The sequence below is a fragment of the Methylobacterium sp. UNC300MFChir4.1 genome (assembly GCF_900110155.1).
Lineage (GTDB): Bacteria > Pseudomonadota > Alphaproteobacteria > Rhizobiales > Beijerinckiaceae > Methylobacterium.
Genome location: NZ_FOCS01000018.1, coordinates 42,704 through 63,047, shown reverse-complemented (window position 1 = coordinate 63,047; position 20,344 = coordinate 42,704). Strand labels below are relative to the sequence as shown.

Annotated in this window: 18 protein-coding genes; 7 read left to right on the top strand and 11 right to left on the bottom strand. The window is 73.0% G+C overall.

Going from position 1 to position 20,344, the window contains the following annotated elements; all coding sequences use genetic code 11:
* The first annotated feature begins 7 nt into the window (after positions 1-7).
* The 3 genes from BMY19_RS21740 to BMY19_RS21730 all read left to right on the top strand — a co-directional run bounded on the left by BMY19_RS21740 (position 8) and on the right by BMY19_RS21730 (position 3,855).
* Positions 8-649 (top strand): thiol:disulfide interchange protein TlpA, encoded by a 642-nt coding sequence (locus BMY19_RS21740; RefSeq protein WP_020091314.1) that lies wholly within the window; start codon positions 8-10, stop codon positions 647-649.
* A 54-nt stretch (positions 650-703) separates the two neighbouring features.
* Positions 704-1,906, top strand: a complete 1,203-nt coding sequence (nhaA, locus tag BMY19_RS21735; protein ID WP_100252907.1) for a Na+/H+ antiporter NhaA — start codon at positions 704-706, stop codon at positions 1,904-1,906.
* Between the two features lie 191 nt (positions 1,907-2,097).
* Complete coding sequence (locus tag BMY19_RS21730) at positions 2,098-3,855, top strand: carbamoyltransferase family protein (protein ID WP_100252906.1); 1,758 nt, start codon at positions 2,098-2,100, stop codon at positions 3,853-3,855.
* Between the two features lie 54 nt (positions 3,856-3,909).
* Here BMY19_RS21730 and BMY19_RS21725 read toward each other — a convergent pair whose 3' ends face one another.
* The 4 genes from BMY19_RS21725 to BMY19_RS21710 all read right to left on the bottom strand — a co-directional run bounded on the left by BMY19_RS21725 (position 3,910) and on the right by BMY19_RS21710 (position 7,601).
* Positions 3,910-4,257, bottom strand: coding sequence for a hypothetical protein (locus tag BMY19_RS21725; RefSeq protein WP_091676443.1), 348 nt, complete (start codon positions 4,255-4,257; stop codon positions 3,910-3,912).
* A 268-nt stretch (positions 4,258-4,525) separates the two neighbouring features.
* Entirely contained in the window at positions 4,526-5,203 is a 678-nt protein-coding gene (locus tag BMY19_RS21720) for a haloacid dehalogenase type II (protein ID WP_100252905.1), read from the bottom strand.
* Positions 5,204-5,274: 71 nt separating this feature from the next.
* Positions 5,275-6,801 (bottom strand): murein biosynthesis integral membrane protein MurJ, encoded by a 1,527-nt coding sequence (gene murJ / locus BMY19_RS21715; protein ID WP_100252904.1) that lies wholly within the window; start codon positions 6,799-6,801, stop codon positions 5,275-5,277.
* A 200-nt stretch (positions 6,802-7,001) separates the two neighbouring features.
* Positions 7,002-7,601, bottom strand: coding sequence for a superoxide dismutase (locus BMY19_RS21710; protein ID WP_020091320.1), 600 nt, complete (start codon positions 7,599-7,601; stop codon positions 7,002-7,004).
* Between the two features lie 299 nt (positions 7,602-7,900).
* Here BMY19_RS21710 and BMY19_RS21705 point away from each other — a divergent pair, with 299 nt between their 5' ends.
* Positions 7,901-8,767, top strand: coding sequence for a hypothetical protein (locus BMY19_RS21705; RefSeq protein WP_100252903.1), 867 nt, complete (start codon positions 7,901-7,903; stop codon positions 8,765-8,767).
* 25 nt (positions 8,768-8,792) lie between these two features.
* On the opposite strand, the gene BMY19_RS21700 is transcribed toward BMY19_RS21705, so the two are convergent.
* The 4 genes from BMY19_RS21700 to BMY19_RS21685 form a co-directional block, all read right to left on the bottom strand.
* A complete protein-coding gene (locus BMY19_RS21700) occupies positions 8,793-10,508 on the bottom strand; it encodes a sensor histidine kinase (protein WP_100252902.1) in 1,716 nt (571 codons plus the stop codon).
* 172 nt (positions 10,509-10,680) lie between these two features.
* Positions 10,681-11,418, bottom strand: coding sequence for a tRNA (guanine(46)-N(7))-methyltransferase TrmB (locus tag BMY19_RS21695; protein ID WP_020091323.1), 738 nt, complete (start codon positions 11,416-11,418; stop codon positions 10,681-10,683).
* Between the two features lie 307 nt (positions 11,419-11,725).
* The gene (gene metK / locus BMY19_RS21690; RefSeq protein WP_020091324.1) at positions 11,726-12,904 is read right to left on the bottom strand and encodes a methionine adenosyltransferase; all 1,179 of its coding nucleotides are present in this window, start codon (positions 12,902-12,904) and stop codon (positions 11,726-11,728) included.
* A 177-nt stretch (positions 12,905-13,081) separates the two neighbouring features.
* Positions 13,082-13,489: a helix-turn-helix domain-containing protein gene (locus BMY19_RS21685; RefSeq protein ID WP_012321411.1), complete on the bottom strand. Its 408-nt coding sequence runs from the start codon at positions 13,487-13,489 to the stop codon at positions 13,082-13,084.
* A gap of 766 nt (positions 13,490-14,255) precedes the next feature.
* Between BMY19_RS21685 and BMY19_RS21680 the strand changes: the two genes are divergently transcribed.
* From BMY19_RS21680 to BMY19_RS21670, 3 genes are all read left to right on the top strand, one after another.
* Positions 14,256-14,948, top strand: a complete 693-nt coding sequence (locus tag BMY19_RS21680) for a thermonuclease family protein (protein WP_244534973.1) — start codon at positions 14,256-14,258, stop codon at positions 14,946-14,948.
* Positions 14,949-14,953: 5 nt separating this feature from the next.
* Complete coding sequence (locus BMY19_RS21675; RefSeq protein WP_100252900.1) at positions 14,954-16,438, top strand: M48 family metalloprotease; 1,485 nt, start codon at positions 14,954-14,956, stop codon at positions 16,436-16,438.
* Positions 16,439-16,511: 73 nt separating this feature from the next.
* Positions 16,512-17,192: a glutathione S-transferase family protein gene (locus BMY19_RS21670; protein ID WP_100252934.1), complete on the top strand. Its 681-nt coding sequence runs from the start codon at positions 16,512-16,514 to the stop codon at positions 17,190-17,192.
* A 25-nt stretch (positions 17,193-17,217) separates the two neighbouring features.
* On the opposite strand, the gene BMY19_RS30990 is transcribed toward BMY19_RS21670, so the two are convergent.
* From BMY19_RS30990 to BMY19_RS21660, 3 genes are all read right to left on the bottom strand, one after another.
* Entirely contained in the window at positions 17,218-17,373 is a 156-nt protein-coding gene (locus BMY19_RS30990; RefSeq protein WP_020091329.1) for a hypothetical protein, read from the bottom strand.
* Between the two features lie 75 nt (positions 17,374-17,448).
* A complete protein-coding gene (locus BMY19_RS21665) occupies positions 17,449-17,886 on the bottom strand; it encodes an EamA family transporter (protein WP_100252899.1) in 438 nt (145 codons plus the stop codon).
* A gap of 204 nt (positions 17,887-18,090) precedes the next feature.
* Positions 18,091-20,343 carry a xanthine dehydrogenase family protein molybdopterin-binding subunit gene (locus BMY19_RS21660; RefSeq protein ID WP_100252898.1) on the bottom strand — a complete coding sequence of 751 codons (2,253 nt, stop codon included), beginning with the start codon at positions 20,341-20,343 and terminating at the stop codon, positions 18,091-18,093.
* Between the last annotated feature and the right edge of the window lies 1 nt (position 20,344).

Sequence of the window (20,344 nt, the reverse complement as noted above, 5' to 3'; positions counted from 1 at the left end):
GAGCCTGATGCCCGGCCGCACGCCCATCCTGGCCGGCGCGGGCGTCGCCGCGCTCGCCGTCCTCGGCCTCGCCCTATACGGGAGCGGTCTCCTGCCCGGCAACACGGGCGGCGCCCTTCAGCCCTGCGCCGCCGCCAAGCCGGCGCTCGCCCGGGTCGATGCGGCCGCGAAGGGCGAGGTCGCCGCCATGCAGGCCCCGCCGCAGGCCCGGCCCGCGCCGGACATCCGGTTCAAGGGGCCGGACGGCGCCGAGACCGGCCTCGCCGACCTCAGGGGCCGGCTGCTCCTCGTGAATCTCTGGGCGACGTGGTGCGCGCCCTGCAAGGCCGAGATGCCGGCCCTTGACCGGCTCCAGGCGCAGCTCGGCGGGCCCGACTTCCAGGTCGTCGCCATCAACGTCGACACGCGCAACCTCGAGAAGCCGTCGGAATGGCTGAAGCAGGCGGGCATCCACGACCTCGCCTTCTACGCCGATCCCGGCGGCCGCGTGCTGCCGATCCTCCAGCGCGACACGCAATCGCCCGGCCTGCCGACCACGATGCTGGTCGACGCGCAGGGCTGCACGATCGGGGTGATGAAGGGGCCGGCCGCGTGGTCGAGCGCGGACGGGCTGGCGCTGATCCGCGCGGCCCTGGGGCGGACGTCGTAACGGTCGCGGCCGCGCGGTTGCGCGCGTCTCCGATGCGCGGCAAGGCGTGTCGCGATGACCTCGCCCGCACCTGACCGCGCCCCTCCGAGGCGGAGGCCCCGCCCCCTCTCGATCATCCGCACGCTGCTCGCCGGCGAGGCGGCGGGCGGGCTGATCCTGATGGCGGCGGCGGCCCTGGCGCTGGTCGTCGCCAACGGGCCGCTCGCGGACACCTACGCGCACGCCCTCCACGCCGAACTCGGCCCGATGAGCGTGCAGCACTGGATCAACGACGGCCTGATGGCCGGGTTCTTCCTGCTGGTCGGCCTGGAGATCAAGCGCGAGGCCCTCGACGGGCGGCTGCGGACCTGGCCCGACCGGGTCCTGCCGGGCTTCGCCGCGCTCGGCGGCATGGCGGTCCCGGCCGCATTCTACGCGCTCACCAATCTCGGGGCCGGCACCCTGCGGGGCTGGGCGATCCCGGCCGCCACCGACATCGCCTTCGCGCTGGGCGTCCTGGCGCTCCTCGGGTCGCGGGTGCCGGTCTCCCTCAAGATCTTCCTCAGCGCGGTCGCCATCGTCGACGACCTCGGCGCCGTGGTGGTAATCGCGCTGTTCTACAGCTCCGGCCTCGACCTCACCATGCTGGGGCTCGCCGCCCTGGTGCTGGCCGCCCTCTACGGCCTCAACCGGGCGGGGATCGGGTGGCTCCCGGCCTACGGGCTCCTCGGCCTCGTGCTGTGGGTCCTCGTGCTCCGCTCCGGGATCCACGCGACGATCGCGGGCGTGCTGCTCGCGCTCACGATCCCGATCCGGGTCAGCCCGGGCCGGCCGGAGGACGCGCACTCGCCCCTGCACCGGCTAGAGCACGCCCTCGCCCCCTGGATCACCTACGGGGTGGTCCCGGTCTTCGGCTTCGCCAATGCCGGCGTGGACCTCTCCGGCCTCACCCCCGAGGCCCTGCTCCAGCCGGTGACGCTCGGCATCGCGGCGGGCCTGTTCCTCGGCAAGCAGGCCGGCGTGTTCGCGAGCCTGCGGCTGGCCGTGGCGCTGGGATGGGCCAAGCGCCCGGCCGGGGCCGGCTGGGGGCAGGTCTACGGGGTCGCGGTCCTGTGCGGCATCGGCTTCACCATGAGCCTGTTCATCGGCGGCCTCGCCTTCCCGGACCCGCAGCACGAGACCGCCGTGAAGCTCGGCGTGCTCGCGGGCTCGGCCCTGTCGGGACTCGCCGGCGCGGCGATCCTCCTCGTCGCGAAGCGCCGCGTCGCCCCGCACTAGCGGGCGGCGCGCTTCGTCATTGCGAGCGCAGCGAAGTAACCCAGTGCAGCGGAACATCGGGAAGCGTGGCGCCGTCTAGATTGCTTCGCTCCGCTCGCAATGACGGCGGCGCAAGGACGGCGGCGCAAGGACGGCACCTCTTCCACGTGCCGGGCTCCGTCCGGCGCGAAAATGCGCTACCCCCCGTGGGCATGCGCTTCTATCTCGGCCTCGCCACCACCTTCCACGACCCGGCCCTCGCCCTGGTCGGGCCCGACGGCACCCTGCTCTTCGCCGAGGCGGCGGAGCGCGCCCTGCAGTACAAGCGCGCGCCGAACTGCGAGCCGGACGCCCCGTCGCAGATGGCCGCACTGCTGAAGGCGCACGTCCCGCCGGGCTCGGAACTCGTCGTCGCCTCGACCTGGGGCCCGCAATTCACCGACTTCCTGCGCGGCCAGGCCGGTGCCGGGGCCTTCGACCTGATGGCGCTCGCCGCCCACACCACGGCGCTCAACCGCTCCTTCGTGCCCGAGCAGGCCGAGCGGGTGTTCATCGCCGACCTCCACGGCGCGCAGGAGCGGGCCGGCCACGGCACCCTGCTGGCCCTGAACCAGGAGGCGCGGATCAGCGGCGCGGCGCCCCGGGCGACGATCGCCGGGCAGCGGCGCTACCCGCACCACCTGTGCCACGCCGCCTACGGCCTCTGGGGCAGCCCCTTCGAGACGGCCACCGCCCTGGTGGTCGACGGCATGGGCGAGACCGGTGCGGCGGCGATCTACCGCCTGGAGGGCGGCCGGATCACGGAGCTGCGCCGCCACCGCGGGCGCGGCTCGCTGGGCTTCCTGTACGGGCTGATCACCGACCTCGCCGGCTTCGATCAGGTGAAGGGCGAGGAGTGGAAGATCATGGGGCTCGCCCCCTACGGCCGGCCCGACCCGGACCTCGCCGCCCTGCTCGGCCGGCTCTGCACGGTCGAGGGCCACCGCCTGCGCTACGCCGACGCGGAGACGATCCGGGCGGTCGCCGCGGAGATCCGCGCCCGCCGCCCCGCCGATGCCCTGGAGAACGGCTGGCCCGACCTCGCCCGCTGCGGCCAGGACCTGTTCGCGACGCTGATGGACGCGCTGGTGGCGGAGGCCCACGCGCTGGCGCCGTCCGAGAACCTCGTGATCGCCGGCGGCTGCGGGCTGAACTCCTCCTACAACGGCCGGGTGCTCGGCCGGTCCGGCTTCACCCGGCTGCACGTGCCCTCGGCCCCGGCGGACGACGGCAATGCGGTCGGCGCGGCGTGGCTCGCCTACGCGGAGGACCATCCGGACTGGGCCGGGCCGCCGCCCGCCGCCCGGCCGCTCACGCCCTATCTCGGCTCGCGGGTCTCCACGGCGCCGATGGAGCGGCTCGCCGAGCAGGAGCCCCGCGCTCGGCGCGTCGGCCACGCGGAGGCGACCCGCGCGGCGGCGCGGATCCTGGCCGAGGGCGGCCTCGTCGGCTGGGTGCAGGGCCGGGCGGAGTTCGGGCCCCGGGCGCTCGGCAACCGGTCGATCCTGGCCGATCCGCGGCCAGAGGGCGCCAAGGACGCGCTCAACGCCAAGGTGAAGTACCGGGAGGCGTTCCGGCCGTTCGCGCCGTCGATCCTGGCGGAGGCCGGGCCGGACTGGTTCGAGGATTACGCCGACAGCCCCTACATGGAGCGGACCCTGGTCTGGCGCGAGGCGGTCCGCGCCCGGGTGCCGGCGGTGGTGCACGAAGACGGCACCGGCCGGCTCCAGAGCGTCACGGCGGCGCGCAACCCGGCCTACGCGGCCCTGATCGGCGCCTTCGCGGCGATCACCGGCGTGCCGATCCTGCTCAACACGAGCTTCAACGTGATGGGCAAGCCGATCCTCCACGGCGCGGAGGACGCGATCCTGATGTTCTACACCACCGGCCTCGACGCCCTCGTGGTCGAGGACTGGCTGGTCGTGAAATGAGACGCGCCGCGCCCCCGGGGGACGCGGCGCCGATCCGATAACCGCGGACGCGGTTTACTCGCAGACCTCGACGCGGCGGTAGGTGAACTCGCCGTCGCCGAGCCACTCCTTGCGGCGCTCGTAGTGGCAGATCGGGCCGCGGCGCTCGCGCACCACGATGGTCTCGGGCTCCTCGACCACGACCCGGCGCGGGCGGTACTCCGGCGGCGGCGGGGGCGGCTGGTTCGCGCCGTTGACGAGCGCGCTGCCGACCATGCCGCCGACGACGCCGGCCGCGAGGCCGCCGACGATGGCGCCGGTCTGGTCGCGGGCGGTGGCCGGGGCGACCGCCCCGAGCACCAGGGTGACCGCGAGGGCTGCGGCCCCAGCGCGGATCGTCGTGAAGGAACCGTTCAAGGACACGCGAAACATCTCCCGTTCGTGTTGAGGATGATCCAACACCGGGAGGATTAAGAATCCGCGAAGTGGGCCAATTGAATTGTGTGCCGGATAAGGCGGCCCGCGGTCGCTCCGGCCTGAGGTGAGGCGCTGCCGTCCTTGCGAGCGCAGCGAAGCAACCCAGGGCAGCGCGCTTTGCCCGGAAGTAGCCGTGTCCCTGGATTGCTTCGCTGCGCTCGCAAGGACGGAATGGGCACTTCCCGCGCCGGACGCGGCTGCCGCAGATCCCCCTTCAGAGCAGCCCGTCGAGAGATCCCACCACCGTCGTGGGCGCCAGATCCGCGTACTCGTCGGGCAGGCCCCTGCGGTTGACCCAGGCGGTCCGGAACCCGAAGGCCCCCGCCCCCGCCACGTCCCAGCGGTTCGACGAGCAGAACAGCACGTCGCCCTGCCCCACCGCCAGCCGGGTCAGGGCGATCCGGTAGGCGTCGGGATGGGTCTTGAACACCTGCGCGTCGTCCACCGAGAGGACCGCGTCGAGGTGGTCGGCCAGCCCCGCGGAGGCGACCGCCCGGTCGACCATGGCGGCGTTGCCGTTGGTGAGGACGGCGGTGCGGATGCCGCGCTTGCGCAGGGCCGCCAGCACGCCCGGGACCTCCGGGTAGGCCTCGAGGTCCCGGTAGGCGTCGAGGAGCCGCTCGCGCAGGCCGGGATCGACGTTCGAGTGGACCGCCAGGGCGTAGTCGAGGGCCCGCACGGTGAGGTCCCAGAAGGCGGCGTACTGGCCCATGAGCGACAGGGTCCAGCTGTACTCGAGCTGCTTGTTGCGCCAGACCTCGGAGAGGTGGGCGGCGTCCGGACCCACCGCCTCGGCGTAGCGCTGGACCGCGGCGTTCACGTCGAACAGCGTTCCGTAGGCGTCGAACACCGCGGCCTTCACGCCCGCGAGGGGATTCGGTGCGTCGGTCATGGCGGTCCTCACTGGGTGCTCTCGCCCGATCTGGGGCCGGACCCGCGCGGCGGCGAGCCCGGCCGGGTCACTCAGGCCCGGCGCAGGCGCAGGCCGAACAGGTGCAACAGGCCCGCCAGCAGGCCGCCGTAGACCAGGGCCCCGACGAGCCCCAGCACCGCCAGGACGACGAGATCGCGCCCGTGCGGCAGGGCCGGCACCAGCGCCTGGACGAGCCCCTGGCCGTAGACGGCGACCGCCGCCAGCCCGAGGCAGGCCAGCGCCACCCCCGCGACGGTGAGCCCGAGCGTGCGCCCCGGCGCCGTCCAGTCCCGGCGCTTGGCCAGGACGAGCAGCAGCAGCAGGTTCACCCACTGGGCGACCGCGGTGGCGAGCGCGAGGCCGGTGACGCCGTAGGGGCCGGTGAGCCACAGCTTCAGGGCGACGTTGACGCCGATCGCGGTCAGGGAGGCCCAGAGCGGCGTCTTCGTGTCCTGGCGCGCGTAGAAGCTCGCCACGGCGCTGCGCACCAGCACGACGGCCGGCAGCGCGAGGCCGTAGGCCGCCAGCACCGAGGCCGCCCGCGCCGCGTCCTCGGCGCTGAAGGCGCCGCGCTGGAACAGCGCCGCCATGATCAGGCCCGGGATGGTCAGGAACGCCACGGTGAACGGCGCCGAGAGGGCCAGGGAGAAGCCCGCGGCCCGGTTCTGGGCCGCGTGGGCGCCGGCGACGTCGCCGGCCGCGATCCGGCGGCTCATCTCGGGCAGCAGCACGGTGCCGGCCGCGATGGCGATGACGCCGAAGGGCAGCTGGTAGAGCCGGTCGGCGTAGTAGAGCGCCGAGACCGCCCCGGTGGGCAGCCAGCTCGCGATGATCGTGTCGGCGAAGGCCGCGATCTGGAAGCCGGCCGAGCCGATCACCGCCGGCCCGAGCACGACGAAGAAGCGCTTGAGCGCGGGATCGAGGCGCGGCACCGCGAGGTCCGGCATCACGCGGACGCGGCGGCAGCCCCACCACAGCAGCCCGAACTGGAGCACGCCCGAGACCGCGACGCCCCAGGCGGCGGCGTAGGCCGCGTTCGGGAACAGGAAGCTCAACCCCAGGGCCGCCAGCATGGCGAGATTGAGCAGGACCGGGGCGCCCGCCGCCACGGCGAAGTGCCGGTGGGCGTTCAGGATGCCCGACAGCAGCGTCACCAGCGTCATGAACAGCAGGTACGGGAAGGTGATGCGGGTCAGCGCCACGGCGAGCTGGAAGCGCTCGCCGTCCTCGGCGAAGCCCGGCGCCAGGGCGTGGACCACCCAGGGCATGGCCGGCAGGGCGAGATTGAGCAGCACGAGCTGCACGATCAGCATCAGGGTGAAGACGCGGTCGGCGAAGCGGTGCGCCGCCCCGGGCTCGCCGGCCTCCGCGAGCCCGGCATAGGCCGGCACGAAGGCGGTGTTGAACGCGCCCTCGCCGAAGATCGCGCGGAAATGGTTCGGGAGCCGGAAGGCGACCACGAAGGCGTCCGCCAGCGGCCCGGCGCCCATCACGGCGGCCATGACCACGTCGCGGGCGAAGCCGGTGACGCGGGAGACCAGGGTCCAGCCGCCAACCGACAGGATCGAGCGGATCATGGGTTGGGGCGCTCGCCCACCACCTCCCCCCGCAACGGGGGCGGGCGGGAGCACGGTCGAAGCGTCGCGCGTGTCGATCGAGAGGAAATGGCCGGCCCCATCTGCACCGGGTCAGCCGGCGTCGCGCGCATCAAGAGCCGGTTTCGTGCGCCACCTCAAGGGTGCCGCGGACACAGGATCCGCGGCACCGGCGATACGCCTCAGCGGGTCGCCTCGGCGTACATCTTCTCCACGTGCTCCCAGTTCACGAGGTTCTCGATGAACGCCTTCAGGTAGTCGGGACGGCGGTTGCGGTAGTCGATGTAGTAGGAGTGCTCCCACACGTCGACGCCGAGGATCGGCTTGGCGCCGTGGACCAGCGGGTTCTCGCCGTTCGGGGTCTTCATGATCGCGAGCTTGCCGTCCTTGACGGCGAGCCACGCCCAGCCCGAGCCGAACTGGCCGACGCCCGCCTGGATGAAGTCCGCCTTGAACTTCTCGGCGCCGCCGAGATCCTCGTCGATCTTCTTGGCCAGCGCGCCCGGGATCGCGCCGCCGCCGTTCGGCTTCATCCACTGCCAGAAGTGGATGTGGTTGTAGTGCTGGCCGGCGTTGTTGAAGAGCGGCTGATTCGTGTTGTAGGCGGCCTTGACGATCTCCTCGACGCTCTTGCCCTGGAGATCCGTGCCCTCAAGCAGCTTGTTGCCCGTGTCGACGTAGGCCTTGTGGTGCTTGTCGTGGTGGAACTCGAGGGTCTCCTTCGACATGTACGGCCCCAGCGCGTCGTAGGCGTAGGGCAGTTCCGGCAGGGTGAAGGTCATCGCGTCTATCTCCGCTAAGCAGGGGGCGGCCTCGTCCCCGGCGGGGGCTCCCGAGTCGAGAGCCCGCTAGGTAAGTCGGTGGCCGCGGGACGGCAACGCCGTTCCGCCACGGCGGCGCGGGAAGTTCCGCAGATCGCCGGCACGCGGCGGCTCGGCCGGCCCGGAGATAGCCGGCGCAGATCCGGACTATTCCGGTTTCCCCGGCATCTCGGTCCCGAGTTTTGCAATATGACGGCTAGGCCTTACTGTGCGGCACGCCTTGAGCGCCGGCCGTCAGCCGGCCCGTGTCAGAGAGTACCATGATCGCTGCGCTGTTCGCGCTCGCCGCCGCCATGATCATCGGGGGCTGCGCCGCCGTGATCCAGGGCTTCCCGTACGTGCGTCTGGAGAGCGGGCTCGCGATGGTGATCGCGGGGTCGGTCGCGGCCTCGTCGGGCGCGGTGCTCCTCGGCCTCGGCGTCGTGGCGCTCGGCTTCCGGCGGGTGGAGCGCGCGCTCGGGCGCGCCCCGGCGGCCGGCGCGCGGCCGGCCCCCGCCGCGGCACCGGCACCGGCCCCCGTCGACGAGGCCCGGACCCGGCTGCCGCCGGTCCTGCCGGCGGCGCCCGCCTTCATCGTTCCGTCGGTGGTCGAGCCGGCCTTCGATCCCGAGCGGCCCCGGATCGAGCCGAGCCTGGAGCTCCGGGCCGACGAGGCCCGCGCCCCCTTCCCGGAACCCGGCGCGGTCGAGACCCCGAAGCCGGTTCCGGCCGAGCCGGCGCCCGTGGTCCCGCCCGTCCGCGTCCCGGAGGCGGACCGCCGACCCGAGCCGGACGCGCCGAGCGAGCGCGCGATCGCGCCCGAGGACGACCTGTTCGCCGCCCCCGAGCCGCCCCTCCGGGAGGAGCCGCGGGAGGAGCCCCGCGGGGAGCCCGGGACGACGGCCGCGGACGAGGCGCCGGCCCTGCGCCCGAGCCTCGACACGCCCCCCGAGCCGGAGCCGGCCCCGCCGGCCGCCCCGCGCACCGTCGTGGGGCGCTACGCCTCCGGCGGCAACACCTACGTGATGTTCGAGGACGGCTCGATCGAGGCGGAGACGCCGCAGGGCCGCTTCACCTTCGCGTCCCTCGACGAGCTGAAGGCCTTCGTGGACGGCGGCGGCGAGTCCGGGACCCGCGGCGCGGCCTGAACCCGCCCCGGGGACGGCCGCGGCGTCACACCAGCGGGTTGAGGCTGTCGTTGCGCGGCGGGATCGGGGCCCGCATGGTCAGGGAGAAGCCCCCGGGGGCGTAGTCGGTGGTCACCTCGGCCTGGACCTGGGTGATCAGGACCCGCTGCAGCAGGCGCGAGCCGAAGCCCTGGCGGCTCGGCGGCGCGACCGGCGGCCCGCCGGTCTCGCGCCAGGAGAACCGCAGGATCCCGGCCGGGCCGCCGGGCTCCAGGGACCATTCCACCGCCACCCGGCCGGTGCGGTTCGACAGGGCCCCGTACTTCGCCGCGTTGGTGGTCAGCTCGTGGATCGCCATGCCGATCGGCACCGCGATCTCGGAGGGCAGGTCGATCGCCGGCCCGTCGAGGCTGATGCGCCCCTCGGCGGCGCCGTCCGGGGCCACCTCCGCGTAGGGCTTCAGCTCGTTGCGCAGGAGATTGGCGATCGACGCCGTCTGCCACGTGTCCTCGGTGAGCACCGAGTGCGTGTGCGCCAGGGATTTGATCCGCCCGACGAAGGCCTCGTAGAAGCTCTCGATGCTGGACGCCGTCCGCGCGGTGGAGCCCACGATGGCCTGGACGGTCGCCAGCGTGTTCTTCACCCGGTGGTGCAGCTCGCGGATCAGCAGGCTCTGGCGCTCCTCCGCGACCCGACGGTCGGTCACGTCCGCGACGACGCCGATCAGGCGGCGCGGCAGGCGGCCGGGGGCGTCGCGCTCGAACCGGCCGGCCATGTCGATCGTGCGCCACACGCCGTCGGACTTGCGCCGGATCCGGCCGCTGATGTGCAGGTCCCCGTCCTCCCGCAGCGCCTTGGAGATCGCCCGCCGGACCGCGGGGCGGTCGTCCGGGTGGAGGATGTCGTTGAGAAACTCGGTCTTGCCGATCGTCCCGTCCTCGGGCGCGTGCCCGAAGATCTCGTACATGTGCTCATTCTCCCAGATCGCCTGGTCCTCGAGCATGTGCCACTCGAAGATGCCGAGCCGGGCGACCGTGGTGGCGACCCGCAGGCGCTGATCGCGGGACAGGATCTCGTCCCGGGCCTCGACCCGCGTGGTGATGTCCTGGAGGACGCCGACCATGCCGATCGGCGCGCCGTCGGGGCCCGGCACGGCCTGCCCCCGCACCCGCAGGATCACGGTCCGCCCGGCCACCGTCGTGGCCGTGTCGAACTGGTAGGGCTCGTCGGTCCCGTCGGCCTCGCCGATCAGCGCGCTCAGGCGCGCGAGCTCCGCCGGCGACAGGCCGGTCTTCAGCTCCTCCCACGAGACGGAACGGCCCGGCGGGCGCCCGAGGATGCGGGCGGCGCGGCGCGACAGGGTGAGGAGGCCGGTCGCGCGGTCCCAGCGCCATTCCCCGAGCCCGGCGGCCGCGAGGGCCTCGCGGTTCGCCTCGGAATGGGCCGCCGCGTCCACGTCGACCGTCTCGACCGCCAGGGTCCGGCCCGCGCGCCGGACCCGCACGTCGAGGGGCGTGCCGTCCGCCCGGCGCCAGACCTGGAGACCGTCCCGGAGCCCCTCCGGCCCCTCGCCCAGGAGTTCGGCGGCCGCGCGCCCGGGCAGGGTGCCGGGCGGCCAGCCGGCGAGATCGTGCAGGGCCCGGTTGGCGGCGACGATCCCCGCCTCGTCCGCCGACAGCACGGCGAGGCCGATCGCGGCCTCGTCGAAGCCGGCGCGCAACGGGTCCTCCGCCGCCGGGTCCTGACCCACCCTCTCATTCACTCGGAAGAATCCTCGAACGCGCCGTGGCGCGCTCCCGCCGGAGATGAGCCCCCTCCCGCCACGATCCCGGACCGCGGCGGGCCCTGAGGATGGCGCCCGAGCGTGACTGTGGCAAGGCGTTCCGCTCCGCCTGCGGCGACCGGGCACCCGCGCGACCCGACCGCAGGGGCTCTCAGCGGGGGCGGCGGGCGAATTCCAGATAGGTGGGCCGGCGGCCCGCTGCCAGCGCCTTGGCCTCGTAGCGCGTGCCGGGCCAGCCCGGGAACGGCCGCGTCCAGTCCCGCGCGTCGCGCGCCGTCCAGGCGAGGACCGGGCACCGCGCGGCCCGGACGAGCGTCCAGCCGGCATAGTCGTCGATGTCGCTGGCGAAGCGGAACAGGCCGCCGTCCTTCAGGACCCGGCCGATCTCGGCGAGCGACGCGTCGGAGACGAACCGGCGCTTGCGCTGCCGCCGCTTGGGCCAGGGATCGGGATAGAGCAGGTAGACCCGGTCGAGGCAGGCATCCGGCAGGCGCGCCAGCAGGGCGGTCACGTCCTCGTCGCGGATGCGGACGTTGCGCAGCGCACGCGCCTCGATCGCCGCCAGCAGCTTGACCACGCCGTTGACGAAGGGCTCGGCGCCGATGATGCCGACGGCCGGATGCGCGGCCGCCTGGGCGGCGAGGTGCTCGCCGCCGCCGAAGCCGATCTCCAGCCACAGCGCCTCCGGCGGCGCCGGCATGGCGGGGAACAGCGCGCGCGGATCGAGGATCGCGTCGCCCGGCGGCAGGTCGACCCGCAGGCTCGGCAGCAGCTCGGCGAGCCGGCGCTCCTGCTGCCCGCGCAGGCGCTTGCCCTTGCGGCGCCCGAAGAAGGCGCGCTCCGGCTCCTCGACCGGGTGGTCGGAGCGTCCAGGGGCGTCAGTGTCCACCGGCTCAGTCTACCTCGGAGATGGGACGCGTCCCGGGTCACGACCGGAGACGGGGCGCGTCGGTGGGATGCCATCCGGGACAGCACGCCCGGCACGCCACGACGCGGCACGATCGGGTGGCGCGGCACCCGCGCGGACGCCGCGGCGCCTAACGCACCGCGCCGCCAGCGCCCGGACGGGATCGCGGGCCGCGGAGCGTCCGGGACCGGGCGGCGCTCAAAGCACCGCCCGCACCGCCTTCACGTCACCCCGGCGCGCCGCCGATCTCCGGCCCGCGCGTCGGCCCGGGGCCGAGCGGAAGCCGCCCTCAGGCCAGCGCCGACTTCAGCTTGCCGGCGAGGTCGGTGCGCTCCCACGAGAAGCCGCCGTCGGCCTCGGGGGCGCGGCCGAAATGGCCGTAGGCCGAGGTGCGCGCGTAGATCGGCTTGTTCAGGCTGAGCGCCGTGCGGATGCCGCGGGGCGACAGGTCCATGGCGTCCATCAGCACAGCCTCGAGCTTGGCCTCGTCGACCGTGCCGGTGCCGTGCAGGTCCACGTAGATCGAGAGCGGCTTCGACACGCCGATGGCGTAGGCGAGCTGGATCGTGGCGCGGCTGGCGAGGCCCGCGGCCACCACGTTCTTGGCGAGGTAGCGCGCCGCGTAGGCCGCCGAGCGGTCGACCTTCGTCGGGTCCTTGCCGGAGAACGCGCCGCCGCCGTGCGGGGCCGCGCCGCCGTAGGTGTCGACGATGATCTTGCGGCCGGTGAGGCCGGCGTCGCCGTCCGGGCCGCCGATCACGAACTTGCCGGTCGGGTTCACGTGCCAGACCGTGCCCTCGTTGACCCAGCCCTGCGGCAGCGCCTTCAGGATGTAGGGCTCGACGATGGCGCGGACGTCCGCGGAATCGAGGGACTCGTCGAGGTGCTGGGTCGACAGCACGATCTGGGTCACCTCGACCGGGCGGCCGTTCTCGTAGCGGACCGTGACCTGGCTCTTGGCGTCGGGGCCGAGCTTGGCGGCGTCGCCCTGCTTCGCCTTGCGGGCGTCGGCGAGGTCCTTGAGGATCTTGTGGGCGTAGAAGATCGGCGCCGGCATCAGCTCGGGCGTCTCGTCGGCGGCGTAGCCGAACATGATGCCCTGGTCGCCCGCGCCCTCGTCCTTGTTGCCGGCCGCGTCCACGCCCTGGGCGATGTCGGCCGACTGGGCGTGCAGGTGGATCGCGACGTCGTTGTTCTTCCAGTGGAAGCCGGACTGCTCGTAGCCGATGTCCTTCACGGCCTCGCGGGTCAGGGCCTCGAGGTCCTTGAAGGTCACCGAATCGGGTCCGCGCACCTCGCCGGCGATGACGATGCGGTTGGTCGTGGCGAGTGTCTCGACGCCGAGCCGCGCCTCCGGCATCGCCGCGAGGTAGGCGTCGACCACGGTGTCCGAGATCCTGTCGCAGACCTTGTCGGGGTGTCCCTCGGACACGGACTCGCTGGTGAACAGGTAGTTGGAACGCGGCATCGGACGGCCTCGGCTGCAGAGGTACGCCGTCGCGATCGCGGCGTTTGACCCTTCATGGGGCCGGGGTTCTCGCACCCGGCCGGGGGCCGGTCAAGATGGAGGAACGAACGGATCCGCTATACCGGACGAAGCGACCGGAAAAACGATCGCGCAGTGCCCCGGGGCTCACCCCTGCCCTCAGCCGCCGAGCTTGCTCTCGAGGGCCCGGATGGCGTCGGCCACGTCGCGGCGCGCCTCCTCGGAGAAGTTCTCGGTGATGTGGCGGCCCACGACTTCCGCCAGCCCCTTCAGCCCGGCTTCCGACAGGGTCGACTGCTCGCGCTCGCTGAAGCCCGGCGCGATGAAGTCATCGTTCCGGGGCATTCCTTTGAAGAAGTAATCCATCGGCACACCGGTCATGCGCGAGAAGATGTCGAGATGGACGGCGCTGATCCGGTTGGTTCCCTTCTCGTACTTCTGGAGCTGAGCTGCAGACATACCGAAGCTCTGCGCGACGCGGCGCTGTGTGAGCGATGCCTTGCGGCGCTGCTCGGCGATGCGTTGCCCGACATAGACGTCGCGCTGATCGGTCTTCTGGCCCGCCATGAAGTGCTCGTCCACCCCCTGCCATGAATCCTGGCGGCAAAGCTTAGCGCGCCCCTCGGTACTTGTCACCGGCAGGCGTTCGACGTGGTGGACGATTTGCTCATGGCTCTGCGGCCGGGAGATCTGCAAGAATAGACAACTTGGTGTCCCCGGCAGGGCTCGAACCTGCGACCCCAGGTTTCATACCACTTCGGCTTTCGCCGCCGCGCCCCGAAGGTCCGCGTTCGTGGCCTGGACTATCCCTTCACCGTGGGCTGGACTGCATCCAACCGGTAGGTGCCGCCCGTCTAGTCTCTACACCTTCCCGCAGAACGCCGGGGCGCCGCGCGGGCTTGGCTCGGGATCGGCAGAGCATCGGACGGCGGCGCGTCGATGCCGGAAGCTTTCCCCGACTTTGAGCGGATCCGTCGCGCGGTTTCCCGGCGCGACGCCCAATTGAACCTTCTAGGAAACCTGTGCTCTGTCCAGCTGAGCTACGGAGACGACCGGCGCTCCATAGCATTCTCGCCGGCCGAGGCCAACCGCGACCGGTGGGGCGGCGCGGTGCCGGAGGCCGCGATCGCGGGGGGAACCGATGCGCGGGCGCGCGGCGGTCGTGCGGGGACGCCCGCTGGCGACCTCGATGGCGATCTTGTTGGCGGCGGCGCTCGCCGCGGCGCCGCCCTGTCCGGCACGCGCCGCGCCTGGCGCCGGGCCGTCGGCGTGCGCGACCGGGCCGGCGCGCGACGAGGTGGTGGCGGAAATCGGGCCCCGCGGGGAGATCCGTATGGTCTCGGGCCTCCGCGCGGTGCTGGACTCGCTGCGCTGGCCGGACACGCCGGAGGCCGCGTCCGCCGCGCGGGCCTGGCTCGAGACCCGGCGGGGCGCCCGGGTCACGGTGGTTCCCCGCGGGCAGCCCGACCGGTGGGAGCGCGCGCGGGCCGACCTCCTGGTCGCGGAGAGCGACATCGCGGAGAGCGCGGATCTGTCGGGCGCGGATCTGGCGGGCGGCCTCATCGGGGCCGGCCTCGCGTACGCGGACGCGAACGAGGCCGATTCGCTCTGCCGGCCCGGCCTGCGCCTCGTGGAGGCGGCCGCCCGCGCGCGCGGGCTCGGCCTCTGGAGCGCGGCGCGCCCTGCGGCGGGGGACGGCCCGGCGCTCCGGGAGAAGGTCGGACATTTCGTCGTCGCTGAGGGCCGAATCCGCCATGTCGGCGAGCGCGGCGCGCGCACCTATCTCGATTTCGCGGCCCGCGGCACGGACGGCCTCACGGTGACGGTATCGAAACGCACTTGGCGAATGATGCGCGCCCGTGGTTTGAGTGCGGCCTCGCTCGAGGGCCGGCGCGTGCGGGTGCGCGGCCTCCTGGAGGTCCGGCGCGGCCCGACCCTGGAGGTCGCCCTCGACGGGCTCGAGACGCTCGAGGAGACGGACCGGCCGGAGGCCGATCCGGAGGGGGAACGGGGATTGCGGCGCTGATCGCGATGGGCGGGATCACGGGGCACATCAGCGCGGGGCGGACCCGCGCGGCGGGGCGGCGCACCCTCGGCGCGGCGGCGTTGGGCGGCCTCGCCCTGCTGCTCGGCGCCTGCGTCGCCGACCAGACCGAGGCAACCGTGCGGCCGGCCGTGGTGCGGGTGCCCGCGGAGGCGCCGCGCACCACCGGCCGCGAGCGCGCCGCCGATGCCGACCACCTCAAGCTCGTGGCCTCCTTCGGGGGCGAGGCCCGCGCCCCCAACGTCACGCGGATGCTGACCGAGGTGACCGATCGCCTCGTGAAGGCCAGCGACCGGCCCGACCAAGCCTACACGGTGACGCTCCTCGACTCGCCGGTGGTCAACGCCTTCGCGCTGCCGAACGGGCGGCTCTACGTCACCCGCGGCCTCGTGGCCCTGGCGAGCGACACCTCCGAGGTGGCCGCCGTGCTGGCGCACGAGATGGCCCACGTGACCCTCAACCACGCCACGGCCCGCAGCGAGCTCGAGCTGCGCTCGGCGCTCGTCAGCCGCGTCGTGGCCGACGTGCTGAACGACCCCGATACCGGCGCGCAGCTGCAGAGCCAGTCGCGCTTCGCCCTCGCCCGGTTCTCCCGCGAGCAGGAGCTGGAGGCGGACGCCACCGGCGTGCGCACCCTCGCCAAGGCCGGCTACGACCCGTTCGCGGCCGGGCGTTTCCTCGCCGCGCTCAACCGCTCCACGGGGCTGAAGGCCGGCAGCGCCGCCGCGCCCGACATGCTGGCGACCCATCCGGGCACGGCCGAGCGCATCACCCAGGTCACCCGCGCGGCACGCCGCATCGGCGCGCCGGGCATCGGCACCGACGACCGCGCCGCCTACCTCGCGGCGGTGGACGGGCTCGCCTACGGCGACAACCCGCGCGACGGCGCGGTGCGCGGGCACCGCTTCATCCATCCCGGCCTCGGCATCGCCTTCGAGGTGCCGGAGGGCTTCACTCTGGAGAACACCCGCTCGGCGGTGCTCGGGACCACCCCGGACGGCGCCCGGCGCCTGCTGTTCGACCAGATCGAGGCCAAGGACGGCCAGCCCCTCGAGGCGGTGCTCAAGGCGAGCTGGAACGACGCCCTCGACCCGGCCGGCTTCGAGACCCGGGACGTCGCGGGCCACCCCGCGGCCTTCGCGCTGTCGCGGGGGAAGGAGTGGACCTTCCGCCTCGCGGCCATCCGGATCGGCGACTCGACCTACCGGATGATCATGGCCGCCAAGGGCGCCACCGATCCCGACCCGGCCTTCCGCCGCTGGACCGCGACCCTGGTCGCCGTGTCGCCCGACGAGGCGGTCCTGCGCCCTCTGCGGCTGCAGGTGGTCCAGGCGACCTCGACCAGCTCCGAGGACCTTGCCCGCCGCATGGCGGTGCCCGACCGGGCGCTCGACCGGTTCCTCGTCCTCAACGGGCTGGAGCGGGGCGCCGCGCTGGTGCCGGGACGCGGCTACAAGATCGTCGCGGAATAGCCGCCCTGCGCGGCCGCGCCTTGTGCGGGCGCGGGGCCCGGACATCCTGCCCGGGTCGTTCAGGGAGAGCGCCGTGATTCGATTCTTCTACAATCTCAGCCCCAACCCCATGAAGGTCGCCCTCTGCCTCGAGGAGATGGGGCTGCCCTACGAGCCGGTGCCGGTCGACACCCGCAGGGGCGAGCAGTTCGATCCGGCCTACACGGCCGTCAATCCGAACGGGAAGGTGCCGGCGATCGTCGACGGCGACGTCACCGTGTTCGATTCGAACGCGATCCTGATGTACCTGGCGGGCAAGACCGGCCGGTTCCTGCCGGAGGGCGAGCCGGTCCGCGGCGAGATGCTGTCCTGGCTGATGTTCGTGGCAACCGGCATCGGGCCGTTCTCCGGCCAGTGCGTGCATTTCCGCCACTTCGCGCAGGACGGGGGCGCCTACGCCACCGAGCGCTACGCCTTCGAGGCGCGCCGGCACTGGGGCATCCTCGACCAGCGCCTCACCGACCGCCCCTACGTGCTGGGCGACACCTACACGATCGTCGACATGGCGGTCTGGGGCTGGGCCCGGATGGTGCCCTTCGTCCTCGGCGAGGGCGCCTTCGGGGACCTGCCCAACGTCAAGCGCCACCTCGACGCGCTCAACGCGCGGCCGGCCGCCCAGGCCGCCGAGGCGCTGAAGGGCCGCCACGCCTTCAAGGCGGAGATGGACGCCGAGGCGCGGGGCTTCATGTTCCGCGCCGTGAAGGGCGCCGCCTGACGCCCCGCCGGACCGGTCCCGCGCCTCAGGGCGCGGGGGCGGTCACCGTGAGCATCGGCAGGGTGACGGAGAGCGTTCCGGCCGGCACGCGCGCGGTGCCGAGCGTGAGGCAGGCGCCGAGTCCGAGGCAGAGAGCGAGACCGAGCATCGAGGTCTCGAAGCCGCGATAAACCCATTCCATGACGGTCCCCTTTCGCGAGGCAACCGCAGGATGCGCGCATCGCGTTAAGGGATCGGTGCGCCAGCGCGCACGATCTCACAGTCCGGAGGCGACGAGGGCCGCGCCCGCCGCGATCAGCGCGACGCCGGCCCAGGCGGCGAGGCTGAGGGTCTCGCCGAGCAGGGTGGCGCCGAGGATCGCCACCAGCACGACGCTGAGCTTGTCGATCGGCGCGACCCGGGCAGCGTCGCCCAGCGACAGCGCGCGGAAGTAGCAGAGCCACGACGCCCCGGTGGCGAGCCCCGACAGGACGAGGAAGACGAGGCTCCGGCCGGAGACCTGCGCGAGGCCGCCGGCCTGCCCGGAGGCGACCACGATCGCGCCGGCGAAGACCAGGATCACCGCGGTGCGCACGAAGGTCGCGACGTCCGACGGCACGCCCGCGACCCCGACCTTGGCGAGGATCGCGGTCAGCGCCGCGAAGCCGGCGGCGGCGAGCGCCCAGAAGCGCCAGGATTCCAGCAGGGGGCTCACGGAAATTTCCACGCCGTCCCTATTCGCAGGGCTCGGACGCATCCTCGTCCTTGCGAGCGCAGCGAAGCAACCCAGACAGCGCCACGCTCGACGATGTCGCGCCGCCCTGGGTCGCTTCGCTGCGCTCGCGCTGACGGCGCGGCCCAGCGTGACCCGCGCGACTCCTTGCCGAACCGTCAATGTTTCCCGTGAAACATCCGCTGTTCACAGGAGCTTGTCGACGGTGATCGGCAGGTCGCGCACCCGCCTGCCGGTGGCGTGGAAGACCGCGTTGGCGATGGCGGCCGCGGTGCCGACGATGCCGATCTCGCCGAGCCCCTTCACGCCCAGCGGGTTCGCCTTGTCCTCCTCCTCCACGAAGATCACGTCGATGTCGTAGATGTCGGCGTGGACCGGCACGTGGTACTCGCCGAGATTGTGGTTCATGAACCGGCCGATGCGGTGGTCGAGCATCGACTCCTCCTCGAGCGCCGAGCCGATCCCCATCACCACGCCGCCGAGGATCTGGCTGCGCGCCGTCTTCGGGTTCAGCACCTTGCCGGCCGCGATCGCCGAGACGATGCGGGTGACCCGGACCTGACCCAGCTCCTCGTCGACCTTCACCTCGGCGAAGATCGCCGAGTGGGTGTAGGCCTCGTATTTCTGATTGAAGTCCTTGTCGGGCCCGGCCTCCTCGACGGCCTCGACCTTGTCGACGCCCGCCGCCTGGAGCACCTCGACGAGCGACACGCTGCGGCCCGGATCGCCCGCGACCGCGATGCGGCCGTCCGCGAACACCGCCCGGTCGAAGTCGACGTTGGCCAGCGGCGAGTTCTCCATGGCGCGGGCGAGCTTGAACACCTGCGCGCCGACGTTGCGGCAGGCCTTCATCACGGCGGTGCCCGAGGAGGCGGCCGTCCACGAGCCGCCGGCGACCGGGGCCTCCGGCAGGCGGGTGTCGCCGAGCTTGGTGGTGACCGCGTCCATCGGCAGGCCCAGCGTGTCGGCCGCGATCTGCGTCAGGATCGTGTAGGTGCCGGTGCCGATGTCGCCGGTGGAGTTGCCGACCGTCAGGCGGCCGTCCGGCGTCAGGGTCGCGATGGCGCTCGACTGCATCATCATCGATTCCCAGATGCCGGTGGCCACGCCCCAGCCGACCAGCTCCCGGCCCTCGCGCATGGAGCGGGGCTCAGGGCTGCGCTTCGCCCAGCCGAACCGCTCGGCGCCCTGCCGGAAGCAGCTCTTCAGCTCCTTCGAGCCGAAGGGCTTGCCCTCGGCGGTGGCGTCGGACTCGGCGTAGTTCCTCAGCCGCAGCTCGATCGGGTCGAGCCCGGTCGCGTAGGCGAGCTCGTCCATCGCGGTCTCGATGGCGAAGACGCCGGTCACCGCGCCGGGCGCGCGCATGTCGCCGGGGGTCGGCGTGTCGAGCTTCACCAGCCGGTAGCCGAGGGCGACGTTGTCGCAGCGATAGAGGACGCCCGACCAGTTGACGACGACCTCCTGGTAATCCTCGTACTGCGAGGTGCCCTGGACGGCGTCGTGGCGCAGGGCCGTCAGCCTCCCGTCTGGCTCGGCGCCGAGCGCGATCGTCTGCAGCGCCTCCGACCGGTAGGTGAAGCTCCACAGCTGGTCGCGGGTCAGGGTCACGCGCACGGAGCGCTTCAGCTCCTGGGCGGCCAGCATCGCCAGGAACAGCTGGTACTGCGGGCGCAGGCCCGAGCCGAAGCCGCCGCCGAGATAGGGGTTGAGCACCCGGACCTGATCGGGCTTCAGGCCGAAGACGTTGGTGAGATACTGGTGGCTGTTCGAGACGCCCTGGATCTTGTCGTAGACCGTGTAGGTGCCGTCCTGCTCGACCACCACCGTGGAGGCGTGCGGCTCCATCGGGTTGTGGTGCTCGTCGGCGAGGCTGTAGGCACCCTGGACGCGGACCGGCGCGCTGCCGAACGCCTTGTCGGCGTCGCCCCAGGGCTCCGGCGGCGGCTTGATGCCCTGGCGCTTGTAGGGTGGGTCGTAGGCGGTGCCGCGCAGGGCTTCCAGGTCGGTCCCGGGCTCCTCCATCGCGTAGCTCACGCGGACGAGGGACGCGGCGTAGCGCGCGGTCTCGAAATCCTGCGCCACCACCAGGGCGACCGGCTGGCCGCTGAACACGATCAGGTCGTCGTAGAGGGCGCGGAACGGCGAGCCGGGGGGCGCCACCTGGTCCTGGAAGTTCTTGTCCCGCCACGCGGTGCGCGGCCGGTTCTCGTGGGTGAGCACCTTGAGGACGCCCGGCACCGCATCGGCCTCGGCGGAGTCGATGGCGGTGATCCGGCCCTTGGCGATCGAACTCGACACCACATAGCCGTAGGCGAGGTCGGGCGCGGCGAACTCGCCCGCGTACTTGGCGAGCCCGGTCACCTTGGCGGGCCCGTCGATGCGGCTGCGCGGGCTGCCGACGAAGGTGTCGCGGCCGGTGGAGCTGAAGGTCTGTGTCATG

Excerpts from the sequence above, each read along its gene's own strand:
- BMY19_RS21740 (WP_020091314.1), top strand. The coding sequence starts at position 8 with ATGCCCGGCCGCACGCCCATCCTGGCCGGCGCGGGCGTCGCCGCGCTC.
- nhaA (WP_100252907.1), top strand. The coding sequence starts at position 704 with ATGACCTCGCCCGCACCTGACCGCGCCCCTCCGAGGCGGAGGCCCCGC.
- BMY19_RS21730 (WP_100252906.1), top strand. The coding sequence starts at position 2,098 with ATGCGCTTCTATCTCGGCCTCGCCACCACCTTCCACGACCCGGCCCTC.
- BMY19_RS21720 (WP_100252905.1), bottom strand. The coding sequence starts at position 5,203 with ATGACCGACGCACCGAATCCCCTCGCGGGCGTGAAGGCCGCGGTGTTC.
- murJ (WP_100252904.1), bottom strand. The coding sequence starts at position 6,801 with ATGATCCGCTCGATCCTGTCGGTTGGCGGCTGGACCCTGGTCTCCCGC.
- BMY19_RS21710 (WP_020091320.1), bottom strand. The coding sequence starts at position 7,601 with ATGACCTTCACCCTGCCGGAACTGCCCTACGCCTACGACGCGCTGGGG.
- BMY19_RS21705 (WP_100252903.1), top strand. The coding sequence starts at position 7,901 with ATGATCGCTGCGCTGTTCGCGCTCGCCGCCGCCATGATCATCGGGGGC.
- metK (WP_020091324.1), bottom strand. The coding sequence starts at position 12,904 with ATGCCGCGTTCCAACTACCTGTTCACCAGCGAGTCCGTGTCCGAGGGA.
- BMY19_RS21685 (WP_012321411.1), bottom strand. The coding sequence starts at position 13,489 with ATGGCGGGCCAGAAGACCGATCAGCGCGACGTCTATGTCGGGCAACGC.
- BMY19_RS21680 (WP_244534973.1), top strand. The coding sequence starts at position 14,256 with ATGGTCTCGGGCCTCCGCGCGGTGCTGGACTCGCTGCGCTGGCCGGAC.
- BMY19_RS21675 (WP_100252900.1), top strand. The coding sequence starts at position 14,954 with ATGGGCGGGATCACGGGGCACATCAGCGCGGGGCGGACCCGCGCGGCG.
- BMY19_RS30990 (WP_020091329.1), bottom strand. The coding sequence starts at position 17,373 with ATGGAATGGGTTTATCGCGGCTTCGAGACCTCGATGCTCGGTCTCGCT.
- BMY19_RS21660 (WP_100252898.1), bottom strand. The coding sequence starts at position 20,343 with ATGACACAGACCTTCAGCTCCACCGGCCGCGACACCTTCGTCGGCAGC.